The 13,808-nt window shown below is 69.1% G+C and carries 17 protein-coding genes; 3 read left to right on the top strand and 14 right to left on the bottom strand.

Annotated elements, in window-relative coordinates:
- Nucleotides 1-45: 45 nt before the first annotated feature.
- Nucleotides 46-324, bottom strand: coding sequence for a YlxR family protein (locus tag ACR9ZG_RS07935; RefSeq protein ID WP_481284281.1), 279 nt, complete (start codon nucleotides 322-324; stop codon nucleotides 46-48).
- Between the two features lie 91 nt (nucleotides 325-415).
- On the bottom strand, nucleotides 416-1,420 hold the full coding sequence (gene nusA, locus ACR9ZG_RS07930) for a transcription termination factor NusA (protein ID WP_481284280.1): 1,005 nt from the start codon (nucleotides 1,418-1,420) through the stop codon (nucleotides 416-418).
- 108 nt (nucleotides 1,421-1,528) lie between these two features.
- On the opposite strand from nusA, the gene ACR9ZG_RS07925 reads away from it, so the two are divergent.
- Entirely contained in the window at nucleotides 1,529-2,344 is an 816-nt protein-coding gene (locus tag ACR9ZG_RS07925) for a DUF1206 domain-containing protein (protein ID WP_481284279.1), read from the top strand.
- A gap of 29 nt (nucleotides 2,345-2,373) precedes the next feature.
- Here ACR9ZG_RS07925 and ACR9ZG_RS07920 read toward each other — a convergent pair whose 3' ends face one another.
- Complete coding sequence (locus ACR9ZG_RS07920) at nucleotides 2,374-3,345, bottom strand: aldo/keto reductase (protein ID WP_481284278.1); 972 nt, start codon at nucleotides 3,343-3,345, stop codon at nucleotides 2,374-2,376.
- 111 nt (nucleotides 3,346-3,456) lie between these two features.
- Between ACR9ZG_RS07920 and ACR9ZG_RS07915 the strand changes: the two genes are divergently transcribed.
- Both ACR9ZG_RS07915 and ACR9ZG_RS07910 read left to right on the top strand, forming a co-directional pair.
- A complete protein-coding gene (locus tag ACR9ZG_RS07915; RefSeq protein WP_481284277.1) occupies nucleotides 3,457-3,954 on the top strand; it encodes a methylated-DNA--[protein]-cysteine S-methyltransferase in 498 nt (165 codons plus the stop codon).
- A complete protein-coding gene (locus ACR9ZG_RS07910; RefSeq protein WP_481284276.1) occupies nucleotides 3,951-4,622 on the top strand; it encodes a DNA-3-methyladenine glycosylase I in 672 nt (223 codons plus the stop codon). Before ACR9ZG_RS07915 ends, ACR9ZG_RS07910 begins: the two co-directional genes overlap by 4 nt.
- A 404-nt stretch (nucleotides 4,623-5,026) precedes the next feature.
- On the opposite strand, the gene ACR9ZG_RS07905 is transcribed toward ACR9ZG_RS07910, so the two are convergent.
- The 11 genes from ACR9ZG_RS07905 to ACR9ZG_RS07855 all read right to left on the bottom strand — a co-directional run.
- Nucleotides 5,027-5,839 carry a YaaA family protein gene (locus ACR9ZG_RS07905; RefSeq protein WP_481284275.1) on the bottom strand — a complete coding sequence of 271 codons (813 nt, stop codon included), beginning with the start codon at nucleotides 5,837-5,839 and terminating at the stop codon, nucleotides 5,027-5,029.
- Nucleotides 5,839-6,396: a P-loop nucleotide/nucleoside kinase family protein gene (locus ACR9ZG_RS07900; RefSeq protein ID WP_481284274.1), complete on the bottom strand. Its 558-nt coding sequence runs from the start codon at nucleotides 6,394-6,396 to the stop codon at nucleotides 5,839-5,841. Before ACR9ZG_RS07900 ends, ACR9ZG_RS07905 begins: the two co-directional genes overlap by 1 nt.
- A gap of 1 nt (nucleotide 6,397) precedes the next feature.
- Complete coding sequence (locus ACR9ZG_RS07895) at nucleotides 6,398-6,658, bottom strand: F0F1 ATP synthase subunit epsilon (protein WP_301210689.1); 261 nt, start codon at nucleotides 6,656-6,658, stop codon at nucleotides 6,398-6,400.
- Between the two features lies 1 nt (nucleotide 6,659).
- The gene (gene atpD, locus ACR9ZG_RS07890) at nucleotides 6,660-8,123 is read right to left on the bottom strand and encodes a F0F1 ATP synthase subunit beta (RefSeq protein WP_481284273.1); all 1,464 of its coding nucleotides are present in this window, start codon (nucleotides 8,121-8,123) and stop codon (nucleotides 6,660-6,662) included.
- A 36-nt stretch (nucleotides 8,124-8,159) separates the two neighbouring features.
- The gene (locus ACR9ZG_RS07885; RefSeq protein WP_481284272.1) at nucleotides 8,160-9,059 is read right to left on the bottom strand and encodes a F0F1 ATP synthase subunit gamma; all 900 of its coding nucleotides are present in this window, start codon (nucleotides 9,057-9,059) and stop codon (nucleotides 8,160-8,162) included.
- Between the two features lie 27 nt (nucleotides 9,060-9,086).
- Nucleotides 9,087-10,724, bottom strand: a complete 1,638-nt coding sequence (gene atpA / locus ACR9ZG_RS07880) for a F0F1 ATP synthase subunit alpha (RefSeq protein ID WP_481284271.1) — start codon at nucleotides 10,722-10,724, stop codon at nucleotides 9,087-9,089.
- Nucleotides 10,725-10,747: 23 nt separating this feature from the next.
- Nucleotides 10,748-11,539: a F0F1 ATP synthase subunit delta gene (locus ACR9ZG_RS07875; RefSeq protein ID WP_481284270.1), complete on the bottom strand. Its 792-nt coding sequence runs from the start codon at nucleotides 11,537-11,539 to the stop codon at nucleotides 10,748-10,750.
- Nucleotides 11,539-12,093, bottom strand: coding sequence for a F0F1 ATP synthase subunit B (locus tag ACR9ZG_RS07870; RefSeq protein WP_301210695.1), 555 nt, complete (start codon nucleotides 12,091-12,093; stop codon nucleotides 11,539-11,541). The genes ACR9ZG_RS07875 and ACR9ZG_RS07870 overlap by 1 nt, the downstream gene beginning before the upstream one ends.
- 32 nt (nucleotides 12,094-12,125) lie before the next feature.
- A complete protein-coding gene (atpE, locus tag ACR9ZG_RS07865) occupies nucleotides 12,126-12,347 on the bottom strand; it encodes an ATP synthase F0 subunit C (protein WP_064111451.1) in 222 nt (73 codons plus the stop codon).
- Between the two features lie 51 nt (nucleotides 12,348-12,398).
- Entirely contained in the window at nucleotides 12,399-13,196 is a 798-nt protein-coding gene (gene atpB, locus ACR9ZG_RS07860) for a F0F1 ATP synthase subunit A (protein ID WP_481284269.1), read from the bottom strand.
- Between the two features lie 173 nt (nucleotides 13,197-13,369).
- The coding region (locus ACR9ZG_RS07855) for a Cg1360 family ATP-synthase-associated protein (protein WP_481284268.1) at nucleotides 13,370-13,808 on the bottom strand (439 nt) is incomplete at its 5' end.

The following is a 13,808-nucleotide window of genomic DNA, read 5'->3' as shown; positions in this document are numbered from 1 at the left end:
GGCGTTAGTTGCGGACGGTTCTCATTTCGAGCCGCTCATCGGTTCTCACTCATGTGAAGTCACTGCTTCTTCAGCCTGTTCTCTCGTGAGGTGCGACCGGATGGCCGCGGTGTCGAGTGCCCCCTCCACCCGGAGTGCGCGCCCGAAGGCCCGCCTGTTCAGGGCTTTGTCGAGACACTCGCCGGTCGGATGCAGCCACGCCCCCCGCCCCGGAAGAGTGGCGGACGAGTCCACCACGATCTGGGATTCCTGGGCGACGACCCTCAGAAGCGAGGACCGCGGGGCGCGAGAACGGCATCCGACGCACGTTCTGACAGCTTCCATCTTACCCCTCCGGCGCACGGGCGCCGAAACGGCGGGAGGCCACTCTATGAACAACGCGGCGGCCCCCGCCGGCATTCCGGCGCTCGGCGACCTAGTCCCGGTCGAGGATCGAGTCCGGCTGGATGTCGATCTTCGCGCCCGTGAGCTTGGCGGCCAGGCGGGCGTTCTGCCCCTCCTTGCCGATCGCGAGCGACAGCTGGTAGTCGGGCACGAGGGCGCGCACCGCCTTCAGCGACTCGTCGATCACGAACGCGCTGGTCACCTTGGCCGGGGACAGCGCGCTGGAGACGAAGGTGGCGAGGTCGGGCGAGTAGTCGACGATGTCGATCTTCTCGTTGTTCAGCTCCGCCGTGACCGCACGGACCCGCTGACCGAGCTCGCCGATGCACGCGCCCTTGGCGTTGACGCCGGGCTCGGTGGCGCGGACCGCCATCTTGGTGCGGTGGCCGGCCTCCCTCGCGAGCGACACGATCTCGACGACGCCGCTGGCGATCTCGGGGACCTCGAGCGCGAACAGCTTGCGCACGAGCGCGGGATGCGTGCGAGACACCGTGATCGACGGCCCCTTCGGGCCCTTCGAGACGCTCGTGACGTAGACGCGGATGCGCGAGCCGTGCGTGTACTCCTCGCCGGGCACCTGCTCCTCGGGAGGGAGGATCGCCTCCACGCTGCCGAGGTCGATGTGCACCATGCGCGGGTTGGGGCCCTGCTGGATCACGCCGGCGACGATGTCGCCCTCGCGTCCGCGGAACTCGCCCAGCACCGCATCGTCGGCGATGTCGCGCAGCCGCTGGTTGATGACCTGCTTGGCCGCGAACGCGGCGATGCGGCCGAAGTCGCTGGGGCTGTCCTCGGCCTCGCCGATGACGTTGCCCTCGTCGTCGCGCTCCGGCACGTAGACGGTGACGTGCCCGGTCTTGCGGTCGAGGTGCACGCGGGCGGCCGGCGGCTCGCCGTGCCCGTGCCGGTGGTCGGCCTGATTGGTGTGCTTCAGGTAGGCGGTCAGAATCGCCTGCTCGATGATCTGCACCAGCTCATCGAAGGGGATCTCCTTCTCGCGCTCCATGAGACGCAAGACGCTGAGGTCGATGTCCATGCCGGCCTCCTCTATTCAGATTGCGCCGCCGCACGACGGCGCGACGGACTCGACTCACTACGCTACCCGAGATTCCCGAAGGCGGGAACGTCGCGTACCGTGCGGGGCATGACCTCCCCCTCCCGGGTCGCCTCCCGTGTCGCAGGCTACCCCGCCGTGCGTGTGCTCGCGCGCGTCGGCCTCGCCTCGATCGGCCTGCTGCACATCCTCATCGGCGCGATCGCGCTCGCCCTCGCGATCGGCGGCGTCGGCGGGGGTGGAAGCGGCGGAGGCGGTGGCGGCGGCAGCGCCGACCAGTCGGGCGCGCTGCAGGCGCTCGTCGCCGTGCCCGGCGGCCTGTTCGCACTCTGGCTCGTGATCGTCGGGCTGGTGTTTCTGTCGCTGTGGCAGATCCTCGTCGCGATCATCTCACCGCGGGCCGGGACGCGCGTCATCGAGATCACGAAGTGCGTGGTCTACGCCGCGCTGGCCGTCATCGCCATCTCCATCGCGCTGGGCGGACGGCAGGACGCGTCCACGTCCGAGAAGTCGATGAGCGCGCGCCTGCTCGCCATGCCGGGCGGCGTCTTCGTGCTCGCCGGCATCGGGATCGGCGTCGCCGTGGCCGGCGTGATCTTCATCCGCAACGGCGTCACGCACCGCTTCGAGAAGGACATGCGCCTCCCGCCCAACCGGCTGGCGACCGCCACCCGGACGCTCGGGAGGGTCGGCTACGTCGCCAAGGGCATCGCGCTGATCATCGTGGGCGGCCTGGTCGTGGCGGGGGCCGTGACCTACGACCCGGAGAAGGCGGGCGGGCTCGACGGCAGCTTGAAGGCGCTGCTCCAGGTGCCGTTCGGGCCGGTCCTCCTCATCCTCATCGCGCTCGGGCTGATCGCCTACGGGGTGTTCTGGTGCGTCCGGGCGGTCGCCGCGCGGCTGTGACGGCGGCGCGTTCGCTCTGAGCGAACGGGCTATTCGGCCGGGTCGAAGATCGCCGAGATGGTGGCGACGTCCTCGGCGCTCGGCGCCCAGTCGGTCGCGGCCCCGGCGTTCGCGACGATCTGCTCGGGCTTCGTGGCGCCCGCGATGACGCTGGTCAGCCCGGGCTGCGCCAGGAGCCAGCCGAAGGTGGCGGCCAGCATCGTCACGCCGCGCTCGTCGCAGAACGCCTGGAACCGCTCGATGCGGTCCCACGGCGCGTTGTCGAGCAGGTGCTTGCGGATCATCATGATGCGGCTGTCGGCGGGGCCGCCCGAGCGGCTGAACTTGCCGGTGAACAGGCCGTTGTACAGCGGGAAGAAGGGCAGGAAGCCGAGCCCGTAGCGGTTCACCGCCGGCAGCACCTCCCGCTCCGCGTCGCGCACGAGGAGGCTGTACTCGTTCTGCGCGGAGACGAACTTCGGGTGGCCGCCCAGCCGCGCGGTGAACTCCGCCTCGGCGATCTGCCAGCCTGACAGGTTGGAGTGTCCGATGTAGCGGATCTTGCCCTCGGTGATGAGGTCGTCCAGGGTCGCGAGGGTCTCCTCGATCGGCGTCACCGGGTCGGGGAAGTGCAGCTGGTAGAGGTCGATCCAGTCGGTGCGCAGGCGGCGCAGCGACGCCTCCACCGCAAGCCGGATGTACCGGCGCGACCCGCGCACGCCCCAGTCCGGGCCGTTGGCGCCCTGCATGTCATGGCCGAACTTGGTGGCCAGGACGATCTTGTCGCGCTTGCCCGCGAGCGCGCGGCCCATGAGCGTCTCGGAGAGGCCGCGCTCCTTGCCGTAGATGTCGGCGGTGTCGAACAGCGTCACGCCGGCGTCGATCGCCGCGCCGACCACGGCGTCCGTCCCCTCCTGGGTCTCGGTCGCGGTGTCCTTGCGGCCGAAGTTGTTGCAGCCGAGGCCGATCGTGGAGACGATCAGGCCCGATTCGCCCAGGGTGCGGTATTCGATGTTCGCCATGGGTTCGAGTCTAGGCGGCGCGAATTCCTCCACAGGCGGGCCGCGAGGCGGCTTGTCCCCAATGTCCGATTCCCGCGAGCCGGCGTCGGTCGCTCCGCCTAGAGTCGAGCCATGAGCAGTTCCTTCGCCTACCTCCTTCGGCTGCCGAGTCCGATCGGCCGCATCGAGCTGACCAGCGACGGCGAGGCCGTCACCTCCCTCTCGATCGAGCGCGGAGGCCACCTCCCGCTCGACGAGCACCCCGAGCGCAGCACGGCCGTGCTCTACGAGGCCGCGAGCCAGCTCGGCGAGTACTTCGCCGGCGAACGGCGCGGCTTCGACGTGCCGGTGCGACTCGAGGGCACCCCGTTCCGCCGGGCCGTGTGGGAGCAGCTCGCGCGGCTCGACTACGGCACCATCACCTCCTACGGCGAGCTCGGGGCCGCGCTCGGCTACCCGCGGTACGGGCGGGCCATCGGCGGGGCCGTCGGTGCCAACCCGGTGCCGATCATCGTCGGGTGCCACCGCGTGCTCTCGACCAGCGGGCGCGTGACCGGGTACAGCGGCGGCGAGGGCATCCCGACGAAGCTCTGGCTCCTCCAGCACGAGGGGATCACGCTGGCGGCATGAGCGGGACGGATGGAGCGACCGAGGTGGTCGGAGAGGCACGCGTGGTCGAGGGTGCAGGGGCGGCGGAGCCCGGTGGGGCGGAGCCCGGTGGGGCGGCACCGCGACCGGCGGTGATCGTCGGGGACGACGGGGTGGCGCGCTGCTCGTGGTCGGCGAACGACCCCGAGTACCGGCGGTACCACGACGAGGAGTGGGGCACGCCGCAGCACGATCCGCGGGCGCTGTACGAGAAGCTGTGCCTGGAGGGATTCCAGGCCGGGCTGTCGTGGATCACGATCCTGCGGCGCCGGCCGGCGTTCCGCGAGGTGTTCCACGGCTTCGATCCCGGACAGGTGGCAGCCATGGGCGAGGCCGACGTGGTGCGGCTGCTCCAGGACGCCCGGATCATCCGGCACCGCGGCAAGATCGAGGCGACCATCAGCAACGCCCGTGCGGTGCTCGCCCTCGACGTGCCGCTGGAGGAGCTCATATGGGGGTTCGCGCCCGAGCCGACGCGGCGGCGACCGCGGGAGTGGGGCGACATCCCGGCGGTGACCGCGGAGTCGACGGCGCTGAGCAAGGAGCTGCGGCGGCGCGGCTTCCGGTTCGTCGGGCCGACCACCATGTACGCGCTGATGCAGGCGACCGGGATGGTGGACGACCACCTGGAGGGGTGCTTCCGGGCGTAGGCGAGCCGTGGCGCGCCGGACTTGTCACTCGCGCCCCGTCGCGTCCTTGCCGCTTCTCCAAAAGTGAGTTATGCTCACTCCAAGCGAGAAAGGATCTCTGAGATCCGAGCAGGCTGGCGCCGCGGGGGTGCCTCCTACTCGCCCAGTCGGGCCGGCGGCGTGCGTCACAGACGTGCTACACGTTCAACCGGGGCCGGGTGGAGCCGGCGTGAATCCGCGTGCGGTCGGGCACGAGCGGACGCCGCTCCACCAGCGAGACGGCCCCGGATGCGCCACTGCCGGTCCGGCCGCTTGCCAGTCCGGCCACTTGCCGGTCCGGCCGCTTGCCGGTGCGACCGCGTGCCGGTGCGACCGCGTGCCGGTGCGACCGCGTGCGGTTCGGTCCGCTGCCGGTCGCGCCGCGATCAGGAGGCGCGCAGGACGGCCATGAGCCTGCCCGGCGCGCCGGCGACCTCCGGCACGACCAGGTGCAGGTCTCGGGAGCCGTCACCGGCCGGGGCGAGTTCGTAGCCTTCGGCCGCGGCCCACTCGAGGAGCTCGTCCGTCGTCGTCGGAACCGCGGCCGCCTCGATCAGGGCGCGGGTGAACAGGCCCTTGGCCTGCTTGTTGAAGTGGTTGAGCGCGCGCACCTGGCCGCCCTCATCACGTGCGAGAACGCGGACGTAATGAGCGCCGTCACGCTCCGGGAGCGGCGCGAGCGCGGCGTACCCCTCCGAGCGCAGGTCGAGGAGCAGCCCGGACCGCTCCCGGAGCGCGGCGGCGCCCGCAGCGGCCCAGCGCTTCTTCAGCGACGGCACGCCCCGCGCCGTGGACAGCCGCGAATCGAACGACAGCCGGTACGCCGGGATCGGGTCGCCCGCCCCGACCAGGCCGAGCAGCGCCGACTGCACGGCGACATGCTCCGCCGCGTACGCCCACTGGTCCTCCGTCAGCGATTCCGCATCGAGCGCGTCGTACAGCACGCCGGTGTAGCGCAGCAGCGCCGGGTGCGTCGGCGAGGAGGCGATCGCACGGTTGCGCTCCACCTCCCCCGCCTGCTTCGGCCCGAGCTTGAGGGCGCGCAGGCTGGCGTCGTGGTCTTCGGACAGCGCGAGCACGGCCTCCACCACGTCGCGGCGGACCGCGTCGAGCGACGGGAAGCGGAGGGCGCCGAGCTCGAGGGGCGCGCCCGCTCCCCCGTCCCTCTTCGTCTCGGAGGGCGGGAGGAGGATGAGCACTACCGCTCCAGGAAGGCCAGCGCCGCCTCGACGTTCTCGCCGAGCGGGCGGCAGGTGTCGAGGCTGATGCGCGGGAGCGACGCGGCGGCGCCGCGCCACTCGTCGTAGTCGGCGATGCTCTGCTCGACCGCGTAACCGGTCACGAGACCGGTCCGCTTGGAGAGGCGCTCCTCGTGGGTCGCTTCGTCGGTGCACACGGTCTCGATGACGTGGAGCTTGACGTCGCAGCGCTGAGCGAGGTCGCGCCACTGCAGCCGGGCGGGCTCCACGGCGTTCACCGCGTCGACGACGACGGAACGACCGGACTGGAGGACCTGCTCGGCCATGGTCTCCGCCACGAGGTACGCGGCGAGACCGGTCGGCTGGTCGGCGTCGATCCCGGCACGCAGAATCGCCGCCTCGATGGGGTCGACCGAGATGGCCGTCGCCCCCAGGCGGCCGGCGAGGATCTCGGCCATGGTCGACTTGCCGGAGCCGGGCAGCCCCGCCATCGCGACGAGGACGGGGACGCGGACGTCACCGAACTGCCGGTCCAGCGGGGCTGCCTGCTCTGCCATGTCAGACGAGCTCCGCCTGACGGGCCACGATCGTGACCGTGTTGTTCTCGACGGAGAGGAAGCCGTCGTCGGCCTGCGCCGCGATCGACTCGCCCCCGTTCAGGGTGACGCGCACCTCGCCCTCGGCGAGGATGGCGAGCAGCGGCTCGTGGCCGGGCAGGATACCGATCTGCCCCTCCACGGTCCGCGCCACGACCATGCTCGCCTCCCCCGACCACACCTCGTGGTCGGCGGCGACGACGCTCACGTTGAGGACAGCCATGTCAGCTGTTCTCCTTCTGGATCTGCGCCCACTTCTCCTCGACGTCGGAGATCGCACCGACGTTGAAGAACGCCTGCTCGGCGACGTGGTCGAACTCGCCCTTGGCGATGGCATCGAACGACTCGATGGTGTCCTTCAGCGGGACGGTCGAGCCCTCGACACCGGTGAACTTCTTCGCCATGTAGGTGTTCTGCGAGAGGAACTGCTGGATGCGGCGGGCGCGCGACACGGTGATCTTGTCCTCTTCGGACAGCTCGTCCACACCGAGGATCGCGATGATCTCCTGCAGCTCCTTGTTCTTCTGGAGGATCTGCTTGACCGTGGTGGCCACGCGGTAGTGGTCCTCACCCAGGTAGCGGGGGTCGAGGATGCGCGAGGTCGAGGTCAGCGGGTCGACCGCCGGGTACAGGCCCTTCGACGCGATCTCACGGGAGAGCTCGGTCGTGGCGTCGAGGTGCGCGAACGTGGTCGCCGGCGCCGGGTCGGTGTAGTCGTCGGCCGGCACGTAGATCGCCTGCAGCGAGGTGATCGAGTGGCCGCGGGTCGAGGTGATGCGCTCCTGCAGCTGACCCATCTCGTCGGCGAGGTTCGGCTGGTAGCCCACCGCGGACGGCATGCGGCCGAGCAGCGTGGACACCTCGGAACCGGCCTGCGTGAACCGGAAGATGTTGTCGATGAAGAGCAGCACGTCCTGGTTCTGCACGTCGCGGAAGTACTCCGCCATCGTCAGGGCCGAGAGCGCGACGCGGAGACGGGTCCCCGGCGGCTCGTCCATCTGGCCGAAGACGAGCGCGGTCTTGTCGAAGACGCCCGCCTCCTCCATCTCGTGGATGAGGTCGTTGCCCTCACGGGTGCGCTCGCCGACACCGGCGAAGACCGAGACACCGCCGTGGTCCTGCGCGACGCGCTGGATCATCTCCTGGATGAGGACGGTCTTGCCGACGCCCGCACCACCGAAGAGGCCGATCTTGCCACCCTGCACGTACGGGGTGAGCAGGTCGATGACCTTGATGCCGGTCTCGAACAGCTGGGTCTTGGACTCGAGCTGGTCGAACGCGGGCGGCTGACGGTGGATGGACCAGCGCTCGGTGATCTCGATCTGCTCGCCCGGCTCGGCGTTGAGGACGTCACCGGTCACGTTGAAGACCTTGCCCTTGGTCACGTCGCCGACCGGCACCGTGATGGGGGCGCCGGTGTCGCGCACCTCGCCGCCGCGGACCAGGCCGTCGGTCGGCTTCAGGGCGATGGCGCGGACCAGGTCGTCGCCGAGGTGCTGGGCGACCTCGAGCGTGATCTCGGTCGACTGCTCGCCGATCGTGATGGTGGTCTTGAGGGCGTTGTAGATGCCCGGGATCGAGTCGTGCGGGAACTCGATGTCGACGACCGGACCGGTGACGCGGGCGATGCGTCCCACGCCGGCCGGCTGCGCGGTCGAAGCCTGGGCTTCGGCGGTAGCGGTAGTCATGATTCGTTCTCTTCTCGTGTTAGACGTTCGTCCGGGTCAGCTGGCGGAGCTCAGGGCGTCCGCGCCGCCCACGATCTCGGAGATCTGCTGGGTGATCTCGGCCTGACGGGCGTTGTTGGCCAGGCGGGTGTAGTCGGTGATGAGCTTGTCGGCGTTGTCGCTCGCCGCCTTCATCGCCTTCTGGGTCGCGGCGTGCTTCGAGGCGGCCGACTGGAGCATGGCGTTGAAGATGCGGCTCTCGATGTAGACCGGCAGCAGCGCGTCGAGCACGGTGCCGACGTCGGGCTCGAACTCGTACAGCGGCAGGACCTGCGTGCGGTCCGGCTCCTCCACGCCCTCCACGACCTCCAGGGGCAGCAGGCGGACGACCTGCGGCTCCTGGGTCAGCATGCTGACGAAGCGGTTGTAGATGATGTGGATCTCGTCGACGCCGCCGTCGGACGCGTCGCGCAGGAAGGACTCCAGGATCGCGTCGCTGATCTCCTTGGCCTGCTCGAACTCGGGGGCGTCGGTGTTGCCGGTCCACACCCGCTCGAACGCGCGGCGGCGGAAGCTGAAGTAGCCCTGCGCCTTGCGGCCGACGAGGAAGTAGACGACGTCCTTGCCCTGGCCGCGCAGCAGCTCGGCGAGCTTCTCGGCCTCCTTGAGCACGTTCGAGTTGAACGCGCCGGCGAGACCGCGGTCCGACGAGAAGATGACGATCGCGGCGCGCTCGATCTTCTCCGGCTCGGTGGTCAGCACGTGCTCGACGTTCGAGTAGGTCGCCACCGCCGACACCGCGCGCGTGATCGCACGGGCGTACGGCGAGGAGGCGGCCACTCGCGCCTGCGCCTTCTGGATGCGTGAGGCGGAGATCAGCTCCATCGCACGGGTGATCTTCTTGGTCGTCTGGGCAGAACGGATCTTCTGCCGGTAGACCCGAAGCTGGGCTCCCATGTGTCTCCTAAATCCCTGGCCGGCGCGTCAGCGCTTGGCCTTGACGATACGCTCCTGGTCGACGTCCTCTTCGGCGATGGCCTCGAACTCCTCGCGTCCGACCGAGGCGAGCGGCTTGCCCTCACCGGTCTGGAACTCGAGCTTGAACTTGTCCACCTCGGTGCCGAGCTTCGCGACGGTGTCGTCATCGAGGACGTTCGTCTCGCGCAGCGTGGTGAGGATGTCGGTGTTGCGGCGGAGGTGGTCGAGCAGCTCCGACTCGAAGCGCAGCACGTCCTCTACGGCGACCTCGTCCAGCTTGCCGTTGGTGCCGGCCCAGATCGAGACGACCTGCTCCTCCACCGGGTACGGCGAGTACTGCGGCTGCTTGAGCAGCTCGGTGAGGCGCGCGCCGCGGGCGAGCTGGCGACGGCTGGCCGCGTCGAGGTCGGACGCGAACATCGCGAAGGCCTCGAGCGAGCGGTACTGGGCCAGCTCGAGCTTGAGCGTGCCGGAGACCTTCTTGATCGACTTGACCTGGGCGTCACCGCCGACGCGGGACACCGAGATGCCGACGTCGACCGCGGGACGCTGGTTGGCGTTGAACAGGTCGGACTGCAGGAAGATCTGGCCGTCGGTGATCGAGATCACGTTGGTCGGGATGTACGCCGAGACGTCGTTCGCCTTGGTCTCGATGATCGGCAGGCCGGTCATCGAGCCGGCGCCCAGCTCGTCGGAGAGCTTGGCACAACGCTCCAGCAGGCGGGAGTGCAGGTAGAAGACGTCGCCCGGGTAGGCCTCGCGTCCCGGCGGACGACGGAGGAGGAGCGACACGGCGCGGTAGGCCTCGGCCTGCTTCGACAGGTCGTCGAAGATGATCAGGACGTGCTTGCCGCCGTACATCCAGTGCTGGCCGATGGCCGAGCCGGTGTAGGGGGCCAGGTACTTGAAGCCGGCCGGGTCGGAGGCGGGGGCTGCGACGATGGTGGTGTACTCCATCGCGCCGGCGTCCTCGAGCGCACCCTTCACCGAGGCGATGGTCGAGCCCTTCTGGCCGATCGCGACGTAGATGCAACGGACCTGCTTGTTGACGTCGCCCGACTCCCAGTTGGCCTTCTGGTTGATGATCGTGTCGATCGCGATGGCCGTCTTGCCGGTCTGGCGGTCGCCGATGATGAGCTGGCGCTGGCCGCGGCCGACGGGGATCATGGCGTCGATCGCCTTGATGCCGGTCTGCAGCGGCTCGTGCACCGACTTGCGCTGCATGACGCCGGGAGCCTGGAGCTCCAGCTCGCGGCGGCCCTCGGTGGCGATCTCGCCCAGGCCGTCGATCGGGTTGCCGAGCGGGTCGACCACGCGGCCGAGGTAGCCGTCGCCGACGGGAACGGAGAGGACCTCGCCGGTGCGGGTCACCTCCATGCCCTCGACGATCTCGTCGAACTCGCCGAGGATCACGACGCCGACCTCGTTCTCGTCCAGGTTCTGGGCGAGGCCCAGGGTCCCGTTCGAGAAGCGGATGAGCTCGTTGGCCATCACGCCGGGGAGGCCCTCGACGTGCGCGATGCCGTCGGAGGCGTCCAGGACGTGGCCCACCTCGGTGGTCTCGGCCTTGGACGGCTCGTACTTGGTGACGAAGTCCTGGAGCGCGCTCCGGATCTCATCGGGGCTGATCTGAATGTCTGCCATGGTTGTTCCCTCTGTAGAGGCGGTCAGCCCGCCAGCTGAAGTCGTAGTTCGTTGAGGCGCGACGCGATGCTGCCGTCGATCACGTCGTCGCCGATCTGCACCCGCAGACCGCCGATGATCGCCGGGTCGACGACCTGGGTGAGCTCGAGCTCGCCGTAGGTCGCGGAGAGCGCGGCCCGGAGTCGCTCCGCCTGGGCCGCCGGAAGGGGCGTGGCCGTGGTGACGGTCGCGATGGTCCGCCCGTGCTGGGCGGCGACGATGCGGGTCGCGTCGCGCACGGCCTCCCGGATGCTGCGGCCGCGGGGCTGCAGCACCAGCTGGCGCACGATGGCGACGGTCTGCGCCGACGCCTTGCCCGCGAGCAGGCGCTCGGCGAGAGCGGCCTTGGCCTCGGGGTCGGCGAGCTTGCTGCGCAGCGCGAGCTCGAGCTGCGCGTCGGAGGTCACGGCGCCCCCGAACGCGAGCAGCTCGGCCACGAGGTCGACACCGGCCGGCACCGAAGCGGCGATCGAGCGGATGCCGAGCTCTTCGATGGCGGCGGGCACGTCGTCCTGTCCGGACCACCGCTCAGCGGCGATGACGGTCAGCAGCTCGACGGCCGGTGCGGACAGCGAGCCGAAGACGCGCTGCACGAGGGCCTTCTTGCCGGCGGCGTCCGCCGAGGGGTCGCTGAGGACCGCGCGGAGCTGGGCGGAGTCGGCGACGACTCGTCCTGCGGCGAACAGGTCTTCAGCCGTCGCCAGATCGGCCTTGGATCCCAGGCCGGCCAGAGCCGACGCGGCCCGGGCCAATGCTTCTCTGGTGGCGCTTCCCATTACTTGCTCGACCCTGCCTTCTCGCTCGCCTCGAGGTCGGCCAGGAAGCGGTCGACGATCGCCTGCGACTTCTTGTCGTCGGTGAGAGCCTCGCCGACCACGCCGGAGGCGAGGTCGATCGCGAGCGAGCCCACCTCGCTGCGCAGCGAGACCAGCGCGCTCTGGCGCTCCGCCTCGATCTGCGCCTGGGCGGACGCGGTGACGCGCGCGGCCTCGGCCGTCGCGGTCTCCTTCGCCTCGGCGACGATCTTCTGACCGTCGGTGCGGGCCTGCTCGCGGATGCGGCCGGCCTCCGCTCGGGCGTCGGCGAGCTGGGCGGTGTACTCCTCCAGCAGCGCCTCGGCCTTGTGCTGGGCCTCGTCGGCCTTCGCGATGTTGCCCTCGATCGCCTCGGCACGCTCATCCAGCAGCTTCTTCATGCGCGGAAGAACGAGCTTCCAGAAGAAGAACAGGATGACGATGAAGCAGATGAGCGCGCCGATGATGTCGGGCCACGCGGGAATCAGCGGGTTGTGCTGTTCCTCGGTGGCGGCCCTGAGCACGCCGTTAAGCATCGTTCCTCCTTACAGGACGGGCTGAAGGGGACTCAGACGAAGATGAAGTAGGTCGCGATGCCGATGAAGGCCAGCGCCTCGGTGAACGCGATACCGATGTACATCAGGACCTGGAGACGGCCGGCCAGCTCGGGCTGACGGGCGACGCCCTCGATGGTCTTGCCGACGACGATGCCCACGCCGATGGCCGGGCCGATGGCGGCGAGGCCGTAACCGACGGTGGCGATGTTGCCGTTGATTGCAGCGATGTCCACGTTGTGTGTTTCCTTCCGTGATGGCGATCCGTGCGGGTGCGCGGATCGTTCTTAGTGTTCCTCGGCGACTGCCAGCTGGATGTAGACAGCGGTGAGCAGCGCGAAGACGTAGGCCTGCAGGACTGCGACCAGGATCTCGAACAGGGTGAAGACGAAGCCGAAGGCGAAGGTGCCGATTCCGAAGAGCGCCCAGAGGCCGCCGGCGTTGAAGAAGAAGAAGGTCGTCGCCGTGAAGAACAGGACGAGCAGGAGGTGCCCGACGACCATGTTCATCAGGAGTCGGAGCGTCAGCGTGATCGGCCGCAGGATGAACGTCGAGACGAACTCGATCGGCGTCACGATGATGTACAGGAACCACGGCACCCCGGGCGGGAAGAGCGCGTTCTTGAAGAAGTTCTTGGGGCTCTTCTTGACGCCGGCGTAGATGAACGCGATGTACGCGACGATCGCCAGCAGCATCGGCACGGCGATGACCGACGTGCCCGCGATGTTCAGGAAGGGGATGATACCCGTAATGTTGAAGAACAGCACCATGAAGAAGATGGTGGTCAGCAGCGGCAGGAAGCGCCGGCCGTCCTTCTTGCCGAGCAGGTCCTCCGCGATGTTCACGCGCACGAAGTCGAGCCCCATCTCCACCACCGACTGGAAGCGGCCGGGGATCAGCTTCATGCGGCGCGTGCCGAGCCAGAAGATGAGGATCAGCGCGATCGTGGCGATGAGCCGGACCACGATGATGCGGTTGAACTCGAGGCCACCGATGGTGAACAGGGTCGGCGGGAAGAACTCTTCGATCGAGGGACCGTGGAAGCTGCCATCATCGGAGCTTGCGGCCTGGACCAGCAGGTTCACAGCGTTAGCTAACAGCGCTATCTCCTGTTTCGGGGCGTCGAGCCGAGGGCTCTCGCGACGACGAACGGTGGACACCCGCAAAATGCCGCGCCCCAAGTTCTCGTGGCGCGATTCGGGTGGGGGATCGTGATAACTCTACAAGAGTTTTCGCAGGGTAACGAATCGAAAACGACTCAGCGCTTCTCCCCCGGGAGGGTCACGTCGCTGACGTAGGGCACGCGGGATCGGAACACCACGATCATGTCGACGACGAGCGACCCGATCACGCCCGCGATGAGGCTCAGGAAGAGCACGACGGGGTTGATCCAGGGCTGATCGCGCAGCACGATCGCGAGCACCAGGAACAGCACGAACTTGACGATCCAGCCGCCCAGCACGATGCCGAAGAACAGCCCGACGAAGAGGTCGGAGCCGATGAAGCGGTTGGCGATGAGGATGCTCAGCGCGGTGATGCTCAGGAACACCGCGGCCATCACGGTGCCGATGAGCGCGCTCGTCACGCCGATCCAGCCGGCGAAGAGGCCGCCGAGCAGCATCCCGGCCACGGCGATGATCCCGGCCAGGATGAGGCCGTACTTGAGCACGTCCCGCAGGACCGGGGTCGAGGTGGGC

Source organism: Leifsonia sp. KNZ12-8B, from assembly GCF_056755495.1.
This window is presented reverse-complemented; position numbering and strand designations above follow the sequence as displayed.

Coding starts and splice junctions, on each gene's coding strand:
- ACR9ZG_RS07925 (WP_481284279.1), top strand. CDS start 1,529: ATGACCTCCCCCTCCCGGGTCGCCTCCCGTGTCGCAGGCTACCCCGCC.
- ACR9ZG_RS07895 (WP_301210689.1), bottom strand. CDS start 6,658: ATGGCTGTCCTCAACGTGAGCGTCGTCGCCGCCGACCACGAGGTGTGG.
- ACR9ZG_RS07900 (WP_481284274.1), bottom strand. CDS start 6,396: ATGGCAGAGCAGGCAGCCCCGCTGGACCGGCAGTTCGGTGACGTCCGC.
- atpA (WP_481284271.1), bottom strand. CDS start 10,724: ATGGCAGACATTCAGATCAGCCCCGATGAGATCCGGAGCGCGCTCCAG.
- ACR9ZG_RS07920 (WP_481284278.1), bottom strand. CDS start 3,345: ATGGCGAACATCGAATACCGCACCCTGGGCGAATCGGGCCTGATCGTC.
- nusA (WP_481284280.1), bottom strand. CDS start 1,420: ATGGACATCGACCTCAGCGTCTTGCGTCTCATGGAGCGCGAGAAGGAG.
- ACR9ZG_RS07885 (WP_481284272.1), bottom strand. CDS start 9,059: ATGGGAGCCCAGCTTCGGGTCTACCGGCAGAAGATCCGTTCTGCCCAG.
- ACR9ZG_RS07875 (WP_481284270.1), bottom strand. CDS start 11,539: ATGGGAAGCGCCACCAGAGAAGCATTGGCCCGGGCCGCGTCGGCTCTG.
- ACR9ZG_RS07910 (WP_481284276.1), top strand. CDS start 3,951: ATGAGCGGGACGGATGGAGCGACCGAGGTGGTCGGAGAGGCACGCGTG.
- ACR9ZG_RS07935 (WP_481284281.1), bottom strand. CDS start 324: ATGGAAGCTGTCAGAACGTGCGTCGGATGCCGTTCTCGCGCCCCGCGG.
- atpD (WP_481284273.1), bottom strand. CDS start 8,123: ATGACTACCGCTACCGCCGAAGCCCAGGCTTCGACCGCGCAGCCGGCC.
- ACR9ZG_RS07915 (WP_481284277.1), top strand. CDS start 3,457: ATGAGCAGTTCCTTCGCCTACCTCCTTCGGCTGCCGAGTCCGATCGGC.
- ACR9ZG_RS07870 (WP_301210695.1), bottom strand. CDS start 12,093: ATGCTTAACGGCGTGCTCAGGGCCGCCACCGAGGAACAGCACAACCCG.